Genomic DNA, 15,948 nt, shown 5'->3' on the forward strand with positions numbered 1-15,948 from the left:
AACTGTTTTTTTACTGTAATAGGGGTTTTGTGGACGGAGGACGTCATTATAAGTAAAAAAAATACATATAATTAAATCATGGTGTAGTTTTGCATACTGGCACTTAGAATTTCAGGTGTAGATGACCCATCTGAAATTGTATAATTAAATGCAATGACCGAACGCAAGCGAAAAATTGTTAATGATCCGGTGTATGGCTTTATTACCATTGATCACCCGTTGATTCTTAACCTCATTTCACATCCATATTACCAGCGGCTCCGCCGCATACACCAGATGGCCCTTGCTCACCTGGTATATCCCGGTGCTATGCATACGCGGTTCCATCACAGCATGGGTGCCTACCACCTCATGAGTATGGCCTTGCAGGAGCTAAGAAGCAAAGGGGCTGACATTAGTACGGATGAAGAGGTGGCCACTAAAATGGCTATCTTGCTGCATGATATAGGCCATGGACCATATTCCCATGCGCTGGAAAACGGTATTATTGAAGGAGTGTCACATGAAGAGATTTCCCAGTGGCTGATGGAAGACCTGAATAAAGAGATGAATGGCGCCTTGTCACTCACACTGGATATCTTCAATGGACGTTATCATAAACAATTTCTGCATCAGTTGGTTTCCAGTCAGTTGGATGTAGACAGAATGGATTACCTGAACCGCGACAGCTTTTATACGGGTGTGGCAGAAGGCACCATCGGGTACGACCGCATTATTAAAATGCTGATTGTTCACCATGGTGAGTTAATGGTAGAGGAGAAAGGGATTTATTCTATAGAGAAGTTTATTATAGCACGCAGGCTCATGTATTGGCAGGTATATCTGCACAAAACGGTACTGAGTGCGGAAAATATGTTGGTAAAAATACTTTGCAGGGCGAAAGCGCTCGCACAGGACGGGCAAAAGTTGTTCTGTTCACCTGCATTGGAATACTTTCTGTATAACACGGTTACAAAAGATAACTTTGAGCGGGAACCGGATTGTCTCCGACTTTTTTGCATGTTGGATGATTATGATATCATGGGTGCTATAAAAGTTTGGGCTAGTCATTCCGACAAAGTGTTATCACTTTTATGTAAATGGTTGATAGACAGAACTTTGTTCAAAGTGGTATTAAGTAATGAGGCATTTGACGGCAGTGCAGAGGATTTGCTAAAACAACAGGTGGCACAAAAATGGGGTATATCCGGGTTGGATCTGGATTATTTTGTTTTTTCCGGTGCAGCCACGCTGAGGGCCTATAATGTGAATGACGAGAAGATTAATATCCTATTTAAAGACGGAACTGTAAAAGACATTTCCTCCATAGACAATGCACTGATTAGCCATACTCTGGCGATACCGGTAAAAAAATTCTACATTTGTCATCCAAAAATCTAGGCTAACAACGTTTTATACGGAATAAAATGTTAAAGAATAAGTTCATACTATCCGGTGTAGCCTGGAAAACATTACAATTATAAATTATGCAGTTTAGCGCATTACAATTAGCTACCATGTTAGATGGTAAGCTGGAGGGAAATCCGGACGTTAAGGTGAGCAATATCGCCAAGATTGAAGAAGCTGGCGAGGGGATGCTCAGTTTTATTGCCAATCCTAAGTATGAAGAATTCATATATACCACCAACGCGTCCATTTTGATCGTAAATGAGAGCCTGGTGATAGAGCGTCCGATCAAATCTACCCTGATCCGGGTGAAAGATGCTTACAGCAGCTTTGCCCTTTTACTGGAGCAATACCGGTACCTGACAGGTAATAAGTCGGGCATTCAGCAGCCGTCTTACATTCCCAAGTCTGTGAAGATGGGTGAGAATGTATTCGTAGGTGCTTTTGCGTACCTGGGAGAGAACGTAGTGCTGGGCAATAACGTAAAAATATATCCTGGTGTATACCTGGGCGATAATGTGATCGTGAATAACGATGCCATCTTATACCCTGGCGTAAAGGTATATGATAACTGTATTGTAGGCAGCCGCGTGATGTTGCATGCCGGTTGTGTGATTGGTGGCGACGGCTTTGGCTTTGCCCCACAGCCTGATGGCGCTTACAAAAAGGTTCCCCAAATTGGTAATGTGGTGATCCATGATGATGTGGAAATTGGCGCCAATACTACCATTGACAGGGCAACCATGGGTTCTACCGTGATCCAGAAGGGTGTTAAACTGGACAATCTGATCCAGGTAGCGCATAATGTAGACATCGGACCCAATACCGTAATCGCTGCACAAACAGGCGTTTCCGGCAGTACCAAGATTGGCCAGAACTGTGTTATAGGTGGACAGGTAGGCATGGTAGGACATATCCATATTGCGGATGGTACCAAGATCAACGCACAGAGTGGTTTGTCAAAATCCATCACCTTACCTAACACCTCTCTTACCGGCTCCCCGGCGTACGATTATAAAAGTTCGCTGAAAAGTCAGGCAATTTTTAGAAATTTGCCGGATCTTGAAAAGCGCGTAAAAGAGCTGGAAGAGATGGTAAAACAACTGCTACAAGAAAAGGCAGGTGTATAATTGATTACTGGTCAAATAGTTACATATTAGTTCGCTTATTATGGAAAATCAACAGTTGCAATACCAGCATACCCTGAAGGGAGAGATTTCCCTGTCGGGTATTGGTTTGCATACAGGCGCCCATGTTAATATGACCCTTAAGCCCGCTACACCGGGGCACGGGATCAAATTTCAACGTATAGACCTGCCGGGACAACCCATCGTTAAAGCCGATGTGGATTATGTAGTAGAAACAACCCGCAGCACAACGCTGGAGCATAATGGTGCACGCGTAAGCACGGTAGAACACATCATGGCTGCTTTGGCAGGAACAGGTGTGGATAACGTACTGGTAGAGCTGGATGGCGGCGAAATTCCTATCATGGATGGCAGCGCCTATGCTTTTATCGAAGCCATCGAAAATATTGGCCTGCAAAACCAGGATGCTAAAAAGGTATACTATACTATAGATACTAACATCAGCTATTACGACGATAAGAAAAAGGTAGAAATGGTGGCGATGCCTGCTGTTGACTACCGTATCACCTGTCTGATCGACTTCAACTCTCCTGTACTGGGCACGCAACACGCCAAGATGAAAGGAATAGAAGAATTCAGAACAGAGATTGCTCCCTGCCGTACTTTCTGCTTTTTACATGAACTGGAATACCAGCTGTCGCTCAACCTGATCAAAGGTGGTGATATCAACAACGCGATTGTTGTGGTAGACAAACCTGTAACAGAGGAAGAGCTGGCCCGTTTGGCGAAAGTGTTTAACCGTGATACCATTTCTGTACAGAAAGAAGGTATCCTGAATAATATAGAATTACGTTTCCCTAACGAACCGGCACGTCACAAGTTGCTGGATGTAGTAGGTGATCTGGCACTGATTGGTTACCCAATTAATGCACACATCATCGCTAACCGTCCGGGACATGCATCTAACGTGGAGTTTGCACGTAAGATCAAAGCGTATATCAAAAAGAACAAGCATAATAAAGACGTACCTGTTTACGATCCTAATCAACCACCTGTATTTGATACCCCGCGTATTGAAAGAACATTGCCGCATCGTTATCCGATGCTGCTGGTAGATAAGATCATTGAGCTGTCAGAAGAGAAAGTAGTAGGTATCAAGAACGTTACCTTCAACGAACACTTCTTTCAGGGTCACTTCCCAGGCAACCCGGTAATGCCCGGTGTGCTGCAACTGGAAGCACTGGCACAGGTAGGTGGTATCCTCGCCCTGAACCGTGTACCGGATCCTGAAAATTACGATACTTATTTCCTGAAAATAGACAACTGTAAGTTTAAACAGAAAGTAGTTCCGGGTGATACCATGATCCTGAAAATGGAATTGCTGAGCCCAATCAGAAGAGGTCTTGTAGAAATGCGGGGAACAGTATTTATCGGCAACAAAGTAGCTACTGAAGCCGACATGATAGCACAAATTATAAAAACAAGAGAAGGCAAATAATAGCAATGATCCACCCGCTTACATATATACATCCGGACGCCAAAGTAGCGCCTAATGTAAAAATTGATCCATTTACCGTTATACATAAAAACGTAGAAATCGGTGATGGCACCTGGATTGGTTCCAACGTAACCATTATGGAAGGAGCCCGTATCGGCAAAAATTGCCGCATATTTCCAGGCGCTGTTATTTCTGCCATCCCTCAGGATTTAAAATATGCAGGTGAAGAAACAACGGTGGAAATAGGTGACAATACCACTATCCGTGAGTATGTTACTATTAATCGTGGTACCAAAGACAAATGGAAAACCGTTATCGGCGACAACTGCCTGATCATGGCTTACAGCCATATTGCACACGACTGTGAAGTAGGTAACCACTGTGTATTCTCCAACAACACCACCCTTGCCGGACATATCACTGTAGGCGATCACGTGGTGCTGGCGGGAATGGTAGCCATCCAACAGTTCTGTAAAGTTGGCGACCATGCTTTTATAACCGGCGGTTCAATGGTGCGTAAAGATGTTCCTCCTTTTGTAAAAGCTGCACGTGAGCCCCTCTCCTATGTAGGTGTGAACTCTGTAGGTTTAAAGAGAAGAGGATTTTCACTGGAAAAGATCAACTCTATCCTGGATATATACCGCGTGATATTTGTGAAGGGATATAAATTATCCAAGGCCATCAACATCATTGAAGCAGAATTTCCTGCTACTGATGAAAGAGATGAAATCCTATCCTTCATCCGTGAATCCGGCCGTGGTATTATGAGAGGCTATACTTCCCGTACCAATGACGATATCTCTTAACCAGACAGGTAAGCGTTTTAACTACGACTGGATTTTTCGTCGTGTAACCCTCACCTTTAGTGAAGGACAACGTTATGCTATTCTGGGGCCCAATGGTTCGGGCAAATCAACATTATTACAGGTTATCAGCGGTGCCATTCAACACAATGAAGGCACCGTTTTATACAACACCGGCACACCGGAAAAACCCATCGCTCCTGATGCGTTTTTCCGGTATTGTGCTATTGCAGCGCCTTACCTGGAGCTGATTGAAGAGCTTACCCTTACGGAGATCATCACATTTCATCTCCAATTCAAAAATTTTCTTCCTGGTATTACACCGGCGATGGCGATGCAACTGGTAGGTCTGGAAAAGGCCGCCCACAAACAGTTGCGTAACTTCTCTTCCGGCATGAAACAACGTATCAAGCTGGCCCTTGCCATCTTATCCGATGTTCCGGTACTCCTGCTGGATGAGCCCTGCACCAACCTCGATGCTGCCGGCACAGCGCTTTATCAGCAACTGATCAAAGACTATGGAGGCAACCGCCTGATCATTGTTAGTTCTAATGATGAACAGGAATACTTCATGTGCGAACATCGTATTCATATTACGGATTATAAATAGCGTTTAGCTGTTAGCATTTAGCTATTAGCTGTAAGCGCTTTTATTATCTTCGCTAAAAGCTAACAACTAAAAGCTAAGAGCTATTATGCAAACTGCCAGTAAAAAAGTGATTAATGGCTGGGCCATGTATGACTGGGCCAACTCCGTGTACAACCTCGTGATCACTACTACCTTTTTTCCTATTTATTTTTTAGCCGTGACGGATGAACATGTTTCTTTCCTCGGAATGAAATTTGTAAACTCCGCACTCTACAATTACACCATGGCAGCGGCTTTCCTGCTGGTAGCCATTGCCTCTCCCATCCTGTCGTCTATTGCTGATACCAGGGGAAATAAAAAGAACTTCCTGCGCTTCTTTACCACACTGGGAGCCCTCTCCTGCAGTGCCCTTTATTTCTTCAATAAAGATCATTTAATACTGGGCGTAGTTTCCTTTATGCTGGCTACCATGGGGTATTGCGGCGGACTCGTATTCTATAATTCCTATCTGCCTGAAATTGCCGCACCGGAAGACAGGGACCGCGTTAGTGCCAGGGGCTTTAGTATGGGCTATATAGGCAGTGTTATTTTACAATTGATAGGCTTTGGATTAGTGCTGGCAGCTAAACCACTGGGCATGGATGAAAGCAAACCTGTACAAATTACTTTTTTACTGGTTGGTCTTTGGTGGCTGGGGTTTGCTCAAATCACTTTTGCACGCCTCCCAGCCAGTATAGGCACAGTAGCCAAGCATACCGGCAGCGCTATGACAGAGGGATTCAGCGAATTGCGCAAAGTATATGCACAGGTAAAACAGATGCCCGTACTGAAAAGATTTTTGCGTGGCTTCTTCTTTTACAGCATGGGCGTACAAACCGTTATGATGGCCGCCACTATATTTGGCAGCAAAGTATTACACCTGGAAGCAACCATGCTGATTGTTACCGTAGTAATTATCCAGATAGTAGCTATTGCAGGCGCATGGAGTATGGCCAGGCTCTCCGGCATATTTGGTAATCTTCCTGTTTTGATTGGCGTTGTGATACTATGGATAGGCATTTGTATTGCAGGTTACAAGATGCAAACCGCTATGCATTTCTATTTACTGGCCACTGCGGTGGGACTGGTAATGGGTGGTATACAATCGCTCAGCCGCTCTACGTATGCCAAGCTGATGCCCGAAACCAAGGATACAGCTTCTTTCTTCAGTTATTATGATGTTACAGAAAAACTGTCTATTGTGATAGGCATGTTTTCTTTTGCTTATATAGATGACCTTACCGAAGATATGCGTAACTCTGTATTGGCGCTGGTGGTGTTTTTTGTGATAGGATTGGTATGGATCATTTCTGCTTTGCGCAAACAAAAAGAGATCGATGCTGCTTTAACCCCGATAACTAAATAACTACATATGAAATTATACACCATAGAAACAGGATTCTTCAAACTGGACGGTGGCGCTATGTTTGGTGTAGTGCCTAAAGGCATCTGGAACAAACTAAACCCGGCAGACGAAAATAATTTATGCTCCTGGGCCATGCGCTGCCTGCTGATTGAAGATGGCAAAAGACTTATTCTCATAGACAACGGTATCGGCAATAAACAGGATGCTAAATTTTTCAGTCACTATTACCTGCACGGTGATGCAACCCTGGACAAATCCCTCGCAGCTCACGGGTTTCACCGGGATGATATCACAGATGTTTTTTTAACTCATCTGCACTTTGATCATTGTGGTGGCAGCATCATAAGACAAGGCGATACATTGGTACCGGCTTTCAAAAATGCGGTGTACTGGAGCAATGCAGATCACTGGAAATGGGCTACAGCACCCAATGACCGGGAAAAAGCATCTTTCCTGAAAGAAAACATTCTGCCGATACAGGAAAGTGGTCAGCTTAAATTCCTGGATCATGCCGAGGGCATTTCATTCGCGGATAACATCTCCATAAGATTTGCAAACGGTCATACGGATGCCATGATGTTACCGCAGATCAACTATAAGGGGAAAACTATTATATACATGGCAGACCTGCTGCCTTCCATCGGGCATATTCCCATTCCTTATGTGATGGCATATGATATCTTTCCCTTAAAAACACTGGTGGAAAAGAAGAGCTTTTTACAGGAAGCAGCAGAAAAACAATATGTACTCTTTTTTGAGCATGATCCGGTAGTAGAATGTTGTGTATTGCAACAAACAGAAAAAGGCATTCGTGCCGGTAATGCTTTTGCGCTGAGCGAGCTGTAATTACTGTCAGTCTGTCACGCTTTATTGCGCTGCACTATATTTGCTACACTCTCATTATGGCTATACAAATAACACCGGATAATAAGTTGAAAAAACTAATTGTTGTGGGCGACCGGGTGCTGATAAAGCCAACCACGCCCCACGAGCGTACTAACAGCGGGTTATACCTTCCTCCTGGTGTACAGGAGAAAGAAAAAGTACAACGTGGATATGTAATTAAAACAGGTCCGGGTTATGCCATTCCTGTGCCGGCAGATGAAGATGACGCCTGGAAAGCAGAAGAAGAGAAAGTAAAATATATTCCATTACAGGTCAAAGAAGGCGATCTGGCCATCTTTCTGATGAGTGGATCCACCGAAGTAGTTTACCAGGAAGAAACCTATTATATAGTGCCGCAAGGGGCTATATTAATGCTAGAACGGGAAGAAGACCTGTAACATATTTGCTAGTTATGCTATTTAAAACCTGCCATTATATGGCAGGTTTTTTTATTTTGTTCAGTGCCCACATTGCGCATCTCCCATTTATGTACGGGGTAAACAACCGCTTGCTTTTTATTATCTTCATAAAAAATATTACGTGCTTGGTGCACTTGGACTGGGTGGCAAAAGCGGCAAAAGTAAAAGCTGTTTTTAATTATGCGAAGGCAGCAACAGGCAGCCCGCTCAAATTTATATAACATCGATTATGAGTAAAATTATCAAAACGGGCGTATGCTCGTATGGCATGTCCGGGCAAATATTTCATGCACCGTTCCTGCATGTGAATCCGGGCTTTGAATTTACAGCCGTGGTAGAAAGAAGTAAACATCTGGCACAACAACGCTATCCTAACGTTAAAGTATATACGAGTGTGGAGGATATGCTGGCAGATAAAGAACTGGAACTAATTGTAGTGAACACGCCCAACTATACCCACTTCGATTATGTGAAAGCAGCGCTGGAAGCAGGGAAAAATGTAATTGTGGAAAAACCTTTCACCGTACACGCAAAGGAAGGCGAAATACTGGCTGCCCTGGCAGCAGAAAAAGGTTTGCTACTCAGTGTGTATCATAACCGTCGTTACGATAGTGATTACAAAGTAGTGAAAAAGGTACTCAACTCCGGACACCTGGGAGATGTACTGGAAGCGGAGATCCACTATGATCGTTTTAAAGAAGAACTCAGCTATAAAAAACATAAAGAAGCTGGCGGCCCCGGCACAGGCTCTCTGTACGATCTGGGTTCCCACCTCATAGATCAGGCCCTTACGCTGTTTGGTATGCCCAAATCAGTATGGGCTGATATCCGCATTATCCGTAAGGATTCTGTGGTAGATGACTATTTTGAACTGGTGTTATACTACGATAACCTGCGTGCCCGTGTTAAATGTAATTACATGGTGCGGGAAGCGTTGCCTGCTTATCAATTACATGGCCGCAAAGGTTCCTTCATCAAAACAAAGTCAGATATTCAGGAAGCACAGCTGCAAAGAGGCTTATTCCCTGATAGCCCTGACTGGGGTGCAGAAGCGCCACACGAATGGGGATTATTACATACCGAAATTGATGGCAAAGTAGTGAAGGAATTTATACCTGGTGGTCATGGTAATTACATGGATTATTACCAGGGTATTTATGAAGCGTTGGTGAACAAAGCTGCAAACCCGGTACCACCGCAGGATGCAATAAAAGTGATCCGCGTAATAGAAGCGGCATTTGAAAGCAGTAAAGAAGGCAAGGTGGTGAACTTATAAATTGTCTTACTCATGATTAGGTTGATTATACTGATTACCCTGATTTTTTTTGTGATTTAAAAAGATTAGCGAAGATCGAAGCGGATTTATTCGCTCTAATCTTCGCTAATCTTTTTAAAATCTTTTTAAATCCAAAAATAAAATCAGGGTAATCAGTATAATCAGCCTAATCATGAGTAAGACAATCTCCCCTCTTCATCTCTTTTAATCAACCCCTCCTCATTCAGGAACTGCAATACTTCCATCAGATCATTTCTTTTTACATCCGGCATTTTGATTTGCAGGACTGTAAATAACAATGGTTGTTCTTTTATTAAGGAGATAACGGTATCGGATATACGTTTAAATGCAGCGGCATCCATGGGGAGTGATTTCTTTTTCAAACAGCTATCACATACCCCGCAAGGCTTGCTTTCCTTTTCTCCGAAATAGGCCACCACCTGTTGTGTGCGGCATGTATCACGGTTACGGGCATACGCAAACATAGCTTCCAGCCGGTCGGCATATACTTTTTTACGTACTTCCACCCTCGCCATGTTAATACGTAGTTGCTGTGCGGATACACGTTCCTGCAGGAAGCAGAGCTGTGGCTCATCACGACGCGCATGATAATGCAGAATGCCATACTGATGCAATTGGTGCAACAGTGCAGCGATATCATCATCTTCCATCAACATGATCCTGCCTATTTGTCTTTCGTAGATGGGCACGGGATTGTCAAATATCCCTTCATATGTACGGAGAAGGGTTTTGATGATTTCTTCCAGTGCAGGGTAGGCACTTTCGAATTCGTATAGTGACTCTTTATTTGTTACGAACTCCGCACGGGAAGGGAGGAACACGCTTTCACTTAATTGCAGCACGCCTTCCTGTTCCAACAGTCGCACCGCGCTATAGGCAATGGTGAGGTTCAGGTGAAAAGTGCGGGCAAAATCGTTGATATCAAAATCAAAGTACATCCCTTCTGCGCTGCCCACAGGCACCTGCAGGTAATTCACAATACCCTGATATACCTCGCGGATCTGCTCCAGTGTAGGGAATTGCAGCGCTATGCGCTCGTGCATATCCGCCAGTTCCTCCTCATTGTAGAGGAGTACCGCATAAGCTTTTTGTTCATCACGACCGGCACGCCCTGCCTCCTGGTAGTAGGCTTCCAGACCATCAGGCATATCATAGTGTACTACTATGCGTACATCCGGTTTATCGATGCCCATACCAAATGCGTTGGTACAAACCATGATGCGTGTTTCATTATTGATCCAGGCTTCTTGTCTGGCGGCACGTTCCGCCTGTGGCAGGCCCGCATGGTAGTAGCTTGCAGGGATTCCCTGCATTTGCAATAATGTGGCTATTTCTTTGGTACGCTTGCGGTTGCGGCAGTATACAATACCACAGCCAGGCACGCGATCCAGTATATGTTTTACTTTATCTATTTTGGTGGTTTCCTCTAATACACTGTACGAAAGGTTAGCGCGGGCGAAGCTTTTGGTAAACACTTTCGCATCTTTCATCAGCAGTTTATCACAAACGTCTGTTTGCACTTTAGGCGTAGCAGAAGCGGTGAGTGCCAATACCGGTACATCCGGAAAAAAACTGCGTATATCCGCTATTTGTAAGTAGGCGGGACGGAAATCATAGCCCCATTGAGAAATACAGTGCGCTTCATCTACTGCAATAATATTTACCGGCAGGCCATCACAATACGTCTGAAACAGTTTGCTCTGGAGTCTTTCAGGAGATACATACAAAAATTTACAACCTCCGCGGCGGGCGGATTCCAATACTTTTTCCACCTCTTTGTACTGCATACCGGAGTAAATGGAATAGGCGGTGATACCTCTTTTTTTGAGGTTAGCCACCTGATCTTTCATCAATGCAATAAGCGGTGTGATCACCAGGCACAAGCCCGGTTTCAACATAGCCGGCACCTGGAAACAAATAGATTTACCACCACCGGTAGGCAACAGCGCCAGTGTATCCTGTCCGGACAAGATCGTATTTACTATATCTTCCTGTAACGGTCGAAACTGGTCGTATCCCCAATATTGTTGTAGTATGGCTACTGGCGTACTCAAATGATTAGTTGTAACTGGTTCACGCGAAGATAGGATAAACCATACAGCTGACGATTGTCTTTCCCAGGATTAAGCTGATTATACTGATTACCCTGATTTTATTTTTTGGATTTAGAAAGATTTTAAAAAGATTAGCGAAGATTTCAGTGGATATTGTCTGAACTGTGATTTTTGTGATTGGTATGATTATCCTGATGTGCGAAGATTTCAGCGGATATTGTCTGAACCAGGATTTTTAGGATTGAATGAATTACCCTGATGGGTGTTATGTTGTTTTTTATCTGGAAGATATTAACGAATATCTCCGCTTAGATCTTCAGTATCCATCAGGGTAATTCATTCAATCCTAAAAATCCTGGTTCAGACAATATCCGCTTAGATCCTCGCTAATCTTTTTAAAATCTTTCCAAATCCAAAAATAAAATCAGGGTAATCAGTATAATCAGCCTAATCCTGAGAAAGACAAACTCCTTTTTAGCGTTGTACATTTTTATAGCGCAATCTAACGGAGTTGATGGCCAGTACTACATCTGAAAGGCCCATTACGCCGGCGCCCACAATAGGATTTAAAAATCCGAGAGCGGCTACTGGTATCGCTACTACGTTATAAATAAACGCCCAGAAAAGATTTTGTTTGATGGTGAGATAAGTATGTTTTCCCAGTCCCAGCGCCAGTGGCAGGGAGCCCAGGTTATTATTCAACAATACCACGTTTGCACTTTGCATGGCCACTTGTGTGGCATCGCTGAGAGAAATACCGATAGTCGCTTTTGCCAATGCCGGTGCGTCATTGATACCATCTCCTACCATAGCGGTGGGAGCAGTTTTCATGAATGCATCAATTTTCTGGAGTTTTTGTTCCGGCGATTGCTCAGCATATACTTCTGTGATACCAAGCTTAGCGGCCAGTTCCTGGCATTTGCGAGTGGTATCTCCACTCAGTAAAATTGATTTTATACCTACCTGTTGTAATTGTTTAATAACTGTAGCGGCTTCGGGTCTTATTTCGTCTGTAAAGTCGATCCAGCCGGCCAGCAGTCCGTTTTTCAGGAGATACAGGTTATGGCTGTCATCTTTCGTAACACCATCTGCCATTCTGAAAGAACCAAGTTGCCACTCATTACCTTCCCCATCTTTTGCCCGCATTCCCAGTCCTTTGTGTTCACGTACCTGCTGCAAAGGCAGTTCCCCGCCGGATTTCCACAAGCCGGCGATAGAGCGGGCAATAGGGTGAGAAGAATATTTTTCGAGGCTATAAACGATCTGTTTAAAATCCTGCTCCGTCATCTCAAAAAAATGATATTCACCCATCTGCAGTTTACCGGTGGTGAGTGTACCTGTTTTATCAAATACCACTTGTTTGATGTCCCTGAACATCTCCAGTGTATGTCCTCCTTTGATGAGGATACCATTACGGGCAGCGCGGCCCAGTCCTACCATTACAGCCGCCGGTGTGGCCAATCCCATGGCACACGGACAAGCAATAACGAGTACGGCTACACTGCGCATCATGGCAGTAGCAACAGAAGTATGGCCTATAAAATACCAGCCTAAAAATGTGATCACTGCAATGCTCAGCACCATCGGCACAAATATAGCGCTGATGCGGTCTGCCAGCTTTTGCATAGGTGGTTTATCGGCCTGGGCCTGTTTCACCAGCTCAATGATATATGAAAGCACGGTATCCTTGCCGGTAGCGGTGATATATACTTTGATGCTACCATCTTCCAGCAGGGTGCCCCCTATTACTTTATCCTTTTCTTTTTTAACAACCGGCGCACTTTCGCCTGTGATCATGGATTCGTTGGCATGACCACTACCCCAATAGATAGTACCATCCATAGGTATTTTATCGCCGGTATTGACCAACACGCAATCGCCTGGGCGTAAGGTGCGGTTATCTACTTCATGGATATGTTCATGGCCGTGGTCAGTATTGATGAGGCGGGCAGTGGTGATCTGCATTTTAGCCAGTTCAGCAATAGCCGTGGTTGTTTGTTTCACAGACTTTTCCTCCAGCATATTACCCAGGAATACGAGGGTAAGGATGGCAGCAGTAGTTTCGTAAAACATATAGTCGGGGTTAGCATATATCACTGTACCCACAAAACTATAAACAAAGGCCGCCGTAGCGCCCAGGGCCACCAGTACGTCCATGTTGGCCATACGGTTCATCAGCGAGCGAACGGCACTGCGTCCAAAATGCCACATTCCCACTGCAAATACCGGCAGTGTAAGCCAGAACTGCACCCATGGACGATTTAACCATGGCCAGTTTACCCACATATGCAGTAAAAGGGGGGCTGTAAATATGAGGCAAAAGAAAAATTTGAATGTGAGGGTGGTATGTATGGCTCGTTTGGCCGGTTTATCTTCCGGGAATACCACGCGGTAACCCATTTGATTAATGCCATGCAGCACTTCTTTGGAATCCGCACCAACAGGTGCCGTAAAGCTAACTTCCTCTGTAGCGAAGCTAACGCTTACGTCCTGCATACCTTTTTTCTCCAGGTATTTGGAAACGCTGAGTGCACAATTGGTGCAATGCATCCCTTCTACCTTACAACTGATTGGTGTCATTTGTCATATTTTCTCCTTGTTACAAAGTTACCTGTTGGTGAATTACAGGATGAAAATATTAATGCAACAGCGAAGCAGAAAGCAGCTTTCTGCTTATTTTTGAGGATGCAATGGACATTTACGCTGGACCAATTACCCAAAACAGCCAAACAGTTCTGGGAACATTTTACTGACAAACAGGTATTTACGCTTGATGGTCCTATGGGAGCAGGTAAAACCACGCTGGTAAAAGCTTTATGCGCTGCTATGGGCGTGCAGGACACCACTGCCAGCCCTACTTTTTCCATCATTAATGAATATACCTACCAGGATAAACAGGGGGAACCCCATAGTATTTACCACCTGGACCTGTACCGCCTCCGGGATGAAGATGACGCCATCAGTGCAGGTGTGGAAGATACCCTGTACCAGGATGCTATCTGTTTTGTGGAATGGCCCGGGGTAGTGGCACATATGTTGCCGCCTAATACCGTGCATCTTCAACTGGAAGTACTGCCGGATCAAAAAAGGATCTTGCGCGAAATCATTGCATCTTCCAAATAATGTATCTTTGAATACTTCGATTTAAAAAAAACGGAACACGTATATGGAGCAAAGGCAAAAACCTGTTGTAAGTGCTGGCTTTTCCTATTCACCACTGGAAGAAACGTTGGATATTCCACAAAAAAATTCCAAGTTGTTCATAGGTATCCCTAAGGAGACATCTTTCCAGGAAAACCGTATTGCCCTTACGCCCGATGCGGTCAGCATTTTAGCGGCACACGGACATCACATAGTGGTAGAACACAAAGCCGGCGATGGATCACATTATTACGACACCGACTATTCTGAAGCCGGGGCGGAAATTGTGTATGATAAAAAAGAAGTCTTTAAAGCGGAGATCATTGTTAAGTCAGCTCCGCTGAATGATGAAGAGATTGAATTACTGCACCCGCACCAGATCATTATCTCCCCTATTCACCTGGCGGCGCTGAAAGCTCCACAGGTACAAAAGATGATGGAGAAACGCATTACGCTGCTCTCTTTCGAAAATCTGAAAGATGACGCAGGTACTTATCCTATTGTAAGGGCCATGAGTGAAATTGCAGGGGGCGCCTGTATGCTCATTGCCGGTCAGTATCTCAGCAATGGCAATAAAGGTAAAGGCATCCTGCTGGGTGGCATTACCGGCATTCCGCCTACCAAAGTGGTGATCATTGGCGCTGGTATAGTTGGCGAATTTGCCGCCCGTACCGCACTGGCACTGGGATCTTCCGTAAAAGTATTCGATAATAATATCTATAAATTAAAACGTCTGCAGAATAATATCGGGGTTCGTGTATTCACCTCCGTTATTCAGCCTAAAGTACTGGCAGAGCAGTTACGCAATGCAGACGTAGCCGTAGGAGCATTGTCGTCCCAGAGCGGCCGCACACCTATTGTGGTAAGCGAATCCATGGTAAGTAATATGAAAGCCGGTTCTGTGATCGTAGATGTGAGTATTGACCGTGGCGGCTGTTTTGAAACCTCCGAGATTACCAGCCATGAAAATCCGGTGTTTAAAAAATACGATGTAGTACATTATTGTGTGCCTAATATCCCATCCGGATTTGCACGTACAGCCTCAGAAGCTATCAGCAATGTGTTGATGCCCCTGCTTATAGAAGCATCTGATGACGGTGGTTTTGAGAACCTGGTATGGATCAAGCGCGGGGTACGTAATGGTATCTATCTCTATAAAGGGGCCCTGACAAATTACCATTTAAGTGAGAAGTTCAAACTGAAATATACTGACCTGGAGCTGTTACTGGCGGTGAAAGGGTAAATTGTCTTTCTCCCGATTAAGCTGATTATACTGATTACCCTGATTTTATTTTTTATTTATAAAGATTTAAAAAGATTAGCGAAGATCGAAGCGGGAATATTCGCTTTAATCTTCGCTAATCTTTTTAAATCAAAAAAAAG

At 44.3% G+C, this 15,948-nt stretch carries 14 protein-coding genes; 12 read left to right on the forward strand and 2 right to left on the reverse strand.

Annotated features, from left to right (window positions below):
• Window positions 1-153: 153 nt before the first annotated feature.
• The 10 genes from CLV51_RS00410 (at window position 154) to CLV51_RS00455 (ending at window position 9,349) form a co-directional block, all read left to right on the forward strand.
• On the forward strand, window positions 154-1,380 hold the full coding sequence (locus tag CLV51_RS00410) for an HD domain-containing protein (RefSeq protein WP_106526043.1): 1,227 nt from the start codon (window positions 154-156) through the stop codon (window positions 1,378-1,380).
• Between the two features lie 86 nt (window positions 1,381-1,466).
• On the forward strand, window positions 1,467-2,516 hold the full coding sequence (lpxD, locus tag CLV51_RS00415) for a UDP-3-O-(3-hydroxymyristoyl)glucosamine N-acyltransferase (protein WP_106526044.1): 1,050 nt from the start codon (window positions 1,467-1,469) through the stop codon (window positions 2,514-2,516).
• Between the two features lie 40 nt (window positions 2,517-2,556).
• On the forward strand, window positions 2,557-3,972 hold the full coding sequence (locus tag CLV51_RS00420; protein ID WP_106526045.1) for a bifunctional UDP-3-O-[3-hydroxymyristoyl] N-acetylglucosamine deacetylase/3-hydroxyacyl-ACP dehydratase: 1,416 nt from the start codon (window positions 2,557-2,559) through the stop codon (window positions 3,970-3,972).
• Window positions 3,973-3,977: 5 nt separating this feature from the next.
• A complete protein-coding gene (gene lpxA, locus CLV51_RS00425; RefSeq protein ID WP_106526046.1) occupies window positions 3,978-4,778 on the forward strand; it encodes an acyl-ACP--UDP-N-acetylglucosamine O-acyltransferase in 801 nt (266 codons plus the stop codon).
• Window positions 4,762-5,385: an ABC transporter ATP-binding protein gene (locus tag CLV51_RS00430; RefSeq protein ID WP_106526047.1), complete on the forward strand. Its 624-nt coding sequence runs from the start codon at window positions 4,762-4,764 to the stop codon at window positions 5,383-5,385. Before lpxA ends, CLV51_RS00430 begins: the two co-directional genes overlap by 17 nt.
• A gap of 85 nt (window positions 5,386-5,470) precedes the next feature.
• Window positions 5,471-6,769 carry an MFS transporter gene (locus CLV51_RS00435; protein WP_106526048.1) on the forward strand — a complete coding sequence of 433 codons (1,299 nt, stop codon included), beginning with the start codon at window positions 5,471-5,473 and terminating at the stop codon, window positions 6,767-6,769.
• A gap of 6 nt (window positions 6,770-6,775) precedes the next feature.
• Window positions 6,776-7,615: an MBL fold metallo-hydrolase gene (locus CLV51_RS00440; protein ID WP_106526049.1), complete on the forward strand. Its 840-nt coding sequence runs from the start codon at window positions 6,776-6,778 to the stop codon at window positions 7,613-7,615.
• A gap of 56 nt (window positions 7,616-7,671) precedes the next feature.
• On the forward strand, window positions 7,672-8,052 hold the full coding sequence (locus CLV51_RS00445) for a co-chaperone GroES (protein WP_245898577.1): 381 nt from the start codon (window positions 7,672-7,674) through the stop codon (window positions 8,050-8,052).
• A gap of 38 nt (window positions 8,053-8,090) precedes the next feature.
• Window positions 8,091-8,294 (forward strand): hypothetical protein, encoded by a 204-nt coding sequence (locus tag CLV51_RS00450; RefSeq protein WP_106526050.1) that lies wholly within the window; start codon window positions 8,091-8,093, stop codon window positions 8,292-8,294.
• Window positions 8,295-8,302: 8 nt separating this feature from the next.
• Window positions 8,303-9,349 carry a Gfo/Idh/MocA family oxidoreductase gene (locus CLV51_RS00455; RefSeq protein ID WP_106526051.1) on the forward strand — a complete coding sequence of 349 codons (1,047 nt, stop codon included), beginning with the start codon at window positions 8,303-8,305 and terminating at the stop codon, window positions 9,347-9,349.
• A gap of 170 nt (window positions 9,350-9,519) precedes the next feature.
• Here CLV51_RS00455 and CLV51_RS00460 read toward each other — a convergent pair whose 3' ends face one another.
• Entirely contained in the window at window positions 9,520-11,424 is a 1,905-nt protein-coding gene (locus tag CLV51_RS00460; RefSeq protein WP_106526052.1) for a RecQ family ATP-dependent DNA helicase, read from the reverse strand.
• Between the two features lie 474 nt (window positions 11,425-11,898).
• Complete coding sequence (locus CLV51_RS00465; RefSeq protein ID WP_106526053.1) at window positions 11,899-14,004, reverse strand: heavy metal translocating P-type ATPase; 2,106 nt, start codon at window positions 14,002-14,004, stop codon at window positions 11,899-11,901.
• On the opposite strand from CLV51_RS00465, the gene tsaE reads away from it, so the two are divergent.
• Both tsaE and CLV51_RS00475 read left to right on the forward strand, forming a co-directional pair.
• The gene (gene tsaE / locus CLV51_RS00470; RefSeq protein WP_158266893.1) at window positions 14,005-14,547 is read left to right on the forward strand and encodes a tRNA (adenosine(37)-N6)-threonylcarbamoyltransferase complex ATPase subunit type 1 TsaE; all 543 of its coding nucleotides are present in this window, start codon (window positions 14,005-14,007) and stop codon (window positions 14,545-14,547) included.
• 43 nt (window positions 14,548-14,590) lie between these two features.
• The gene (locus CLV51_RS00475; RefSeq protein WP_106526055.1) at window positions 14,591-15,808 is read left to right on the forward strand and encodes an alanine dehydrogenase; all 1,218 of its coding nucleotides are present in this window, start codon (window positions 14,591-14,593) and stop codon (window positions 15,806-15,808) included.
• Window positions 15,809-15,948: the final 140 nt, after the last annotated feature.

The sequence above is a fragment of the Chitinophaga niastensis genome (assembly GCF_003014755.1).
Taxonomy (GTDB): Bacteria; Bacteroidota; Bacteroidia; order Chitinophagales; family Chitinophagaceae; genus Chitinophaga; species Chitinophaga niastensis.

Excerpts from the sequence above, each read along its gene's own strand:
- CLV51_RS00410 (WP_106526043.1), top strand. The coding sequence starts at position 154 with ATGACCGAACGCAAGCGAAAAATTGTTAATGATCCGGTGTATGGCTTT.
- lpxD (WP_106526044.1), top strand. The coding sequence starts at position 1,467 with ATGCAGTTTAGCGCATTACAATTAGCTACCATGTTAGATGGTAAGCTG.
- CLV51_RS00420 (WP_106526045.1), top strand. The coding sequence starts at position 2,557 with ATGGAAAATCAACAGTTGCAATACCAGCATACCCTGAAGGGAGAGATT.
- lpxA (WP_106526046.1), top strand. The coding sequence starts at position 3,978 with ATGATCCACCCGCTTACATATATACATCCGGACGCCAAAGTAGCGCCT.
- CLV51_RS00430 (WP_106526047.1), top strand. The coding sequence starts at position 4,762 with ATGACGATATCTCTTAACCAGACAGGTAAGCGTTTTAACTACGACTGG.
- CLV51_RS00435 (WP_106526048.1), top strand. The coding sequence starts at position 5,471 with ATGCAAACTGCCAGTAAAAAAGTGATTAATGGCTGGGCCATGTATGAC.
- CLV51_RS00440 (WP_106526049.1), top strand. The coding sequence starts at position 6,776 with ATGAAATTATACACCATAGAAACAGGATTCTTCAAACTGGACGGTGGC.
- CLV51_RS00445 (WP_245898577.1), top strand. The coding sequence starts at position 7,672 with ATGGCTATACAAATAACACCGGATAATAAGTTGAAAAAACTAATTGTT.
- CLV51_RS00450 (WP_106526050.1), top strand. The coding sequence starts at position 8,091 with ATGGCAGGTTTTTTTATTTTGTTCAGTGCCCACATTGCGCATCTCCCA.
- CLV51_RS00455 (WP_106526051.1), top strand. The coding sequence starts at position 8,303 with ATGAGTAAAATTATCAAAACGGGCGTATGCTCGTATGGCATGTCCGGG.
- CLV51_RS00465 (WP_106526053.1), bottom strand. The coding sequence starts at position 14,004 with ATGACACCAATCAGTTGTAAGGTAGAAGGGATGCATTGCACCAATTGT.
- CLV51_RS00475 (WP_106526055.1), top strand. The coding sequence starts at position 14,591 with ATGGAGCAAAGGCAAAAACCTGTTGTAAGTGCTGGCTTTTCCTATTCA.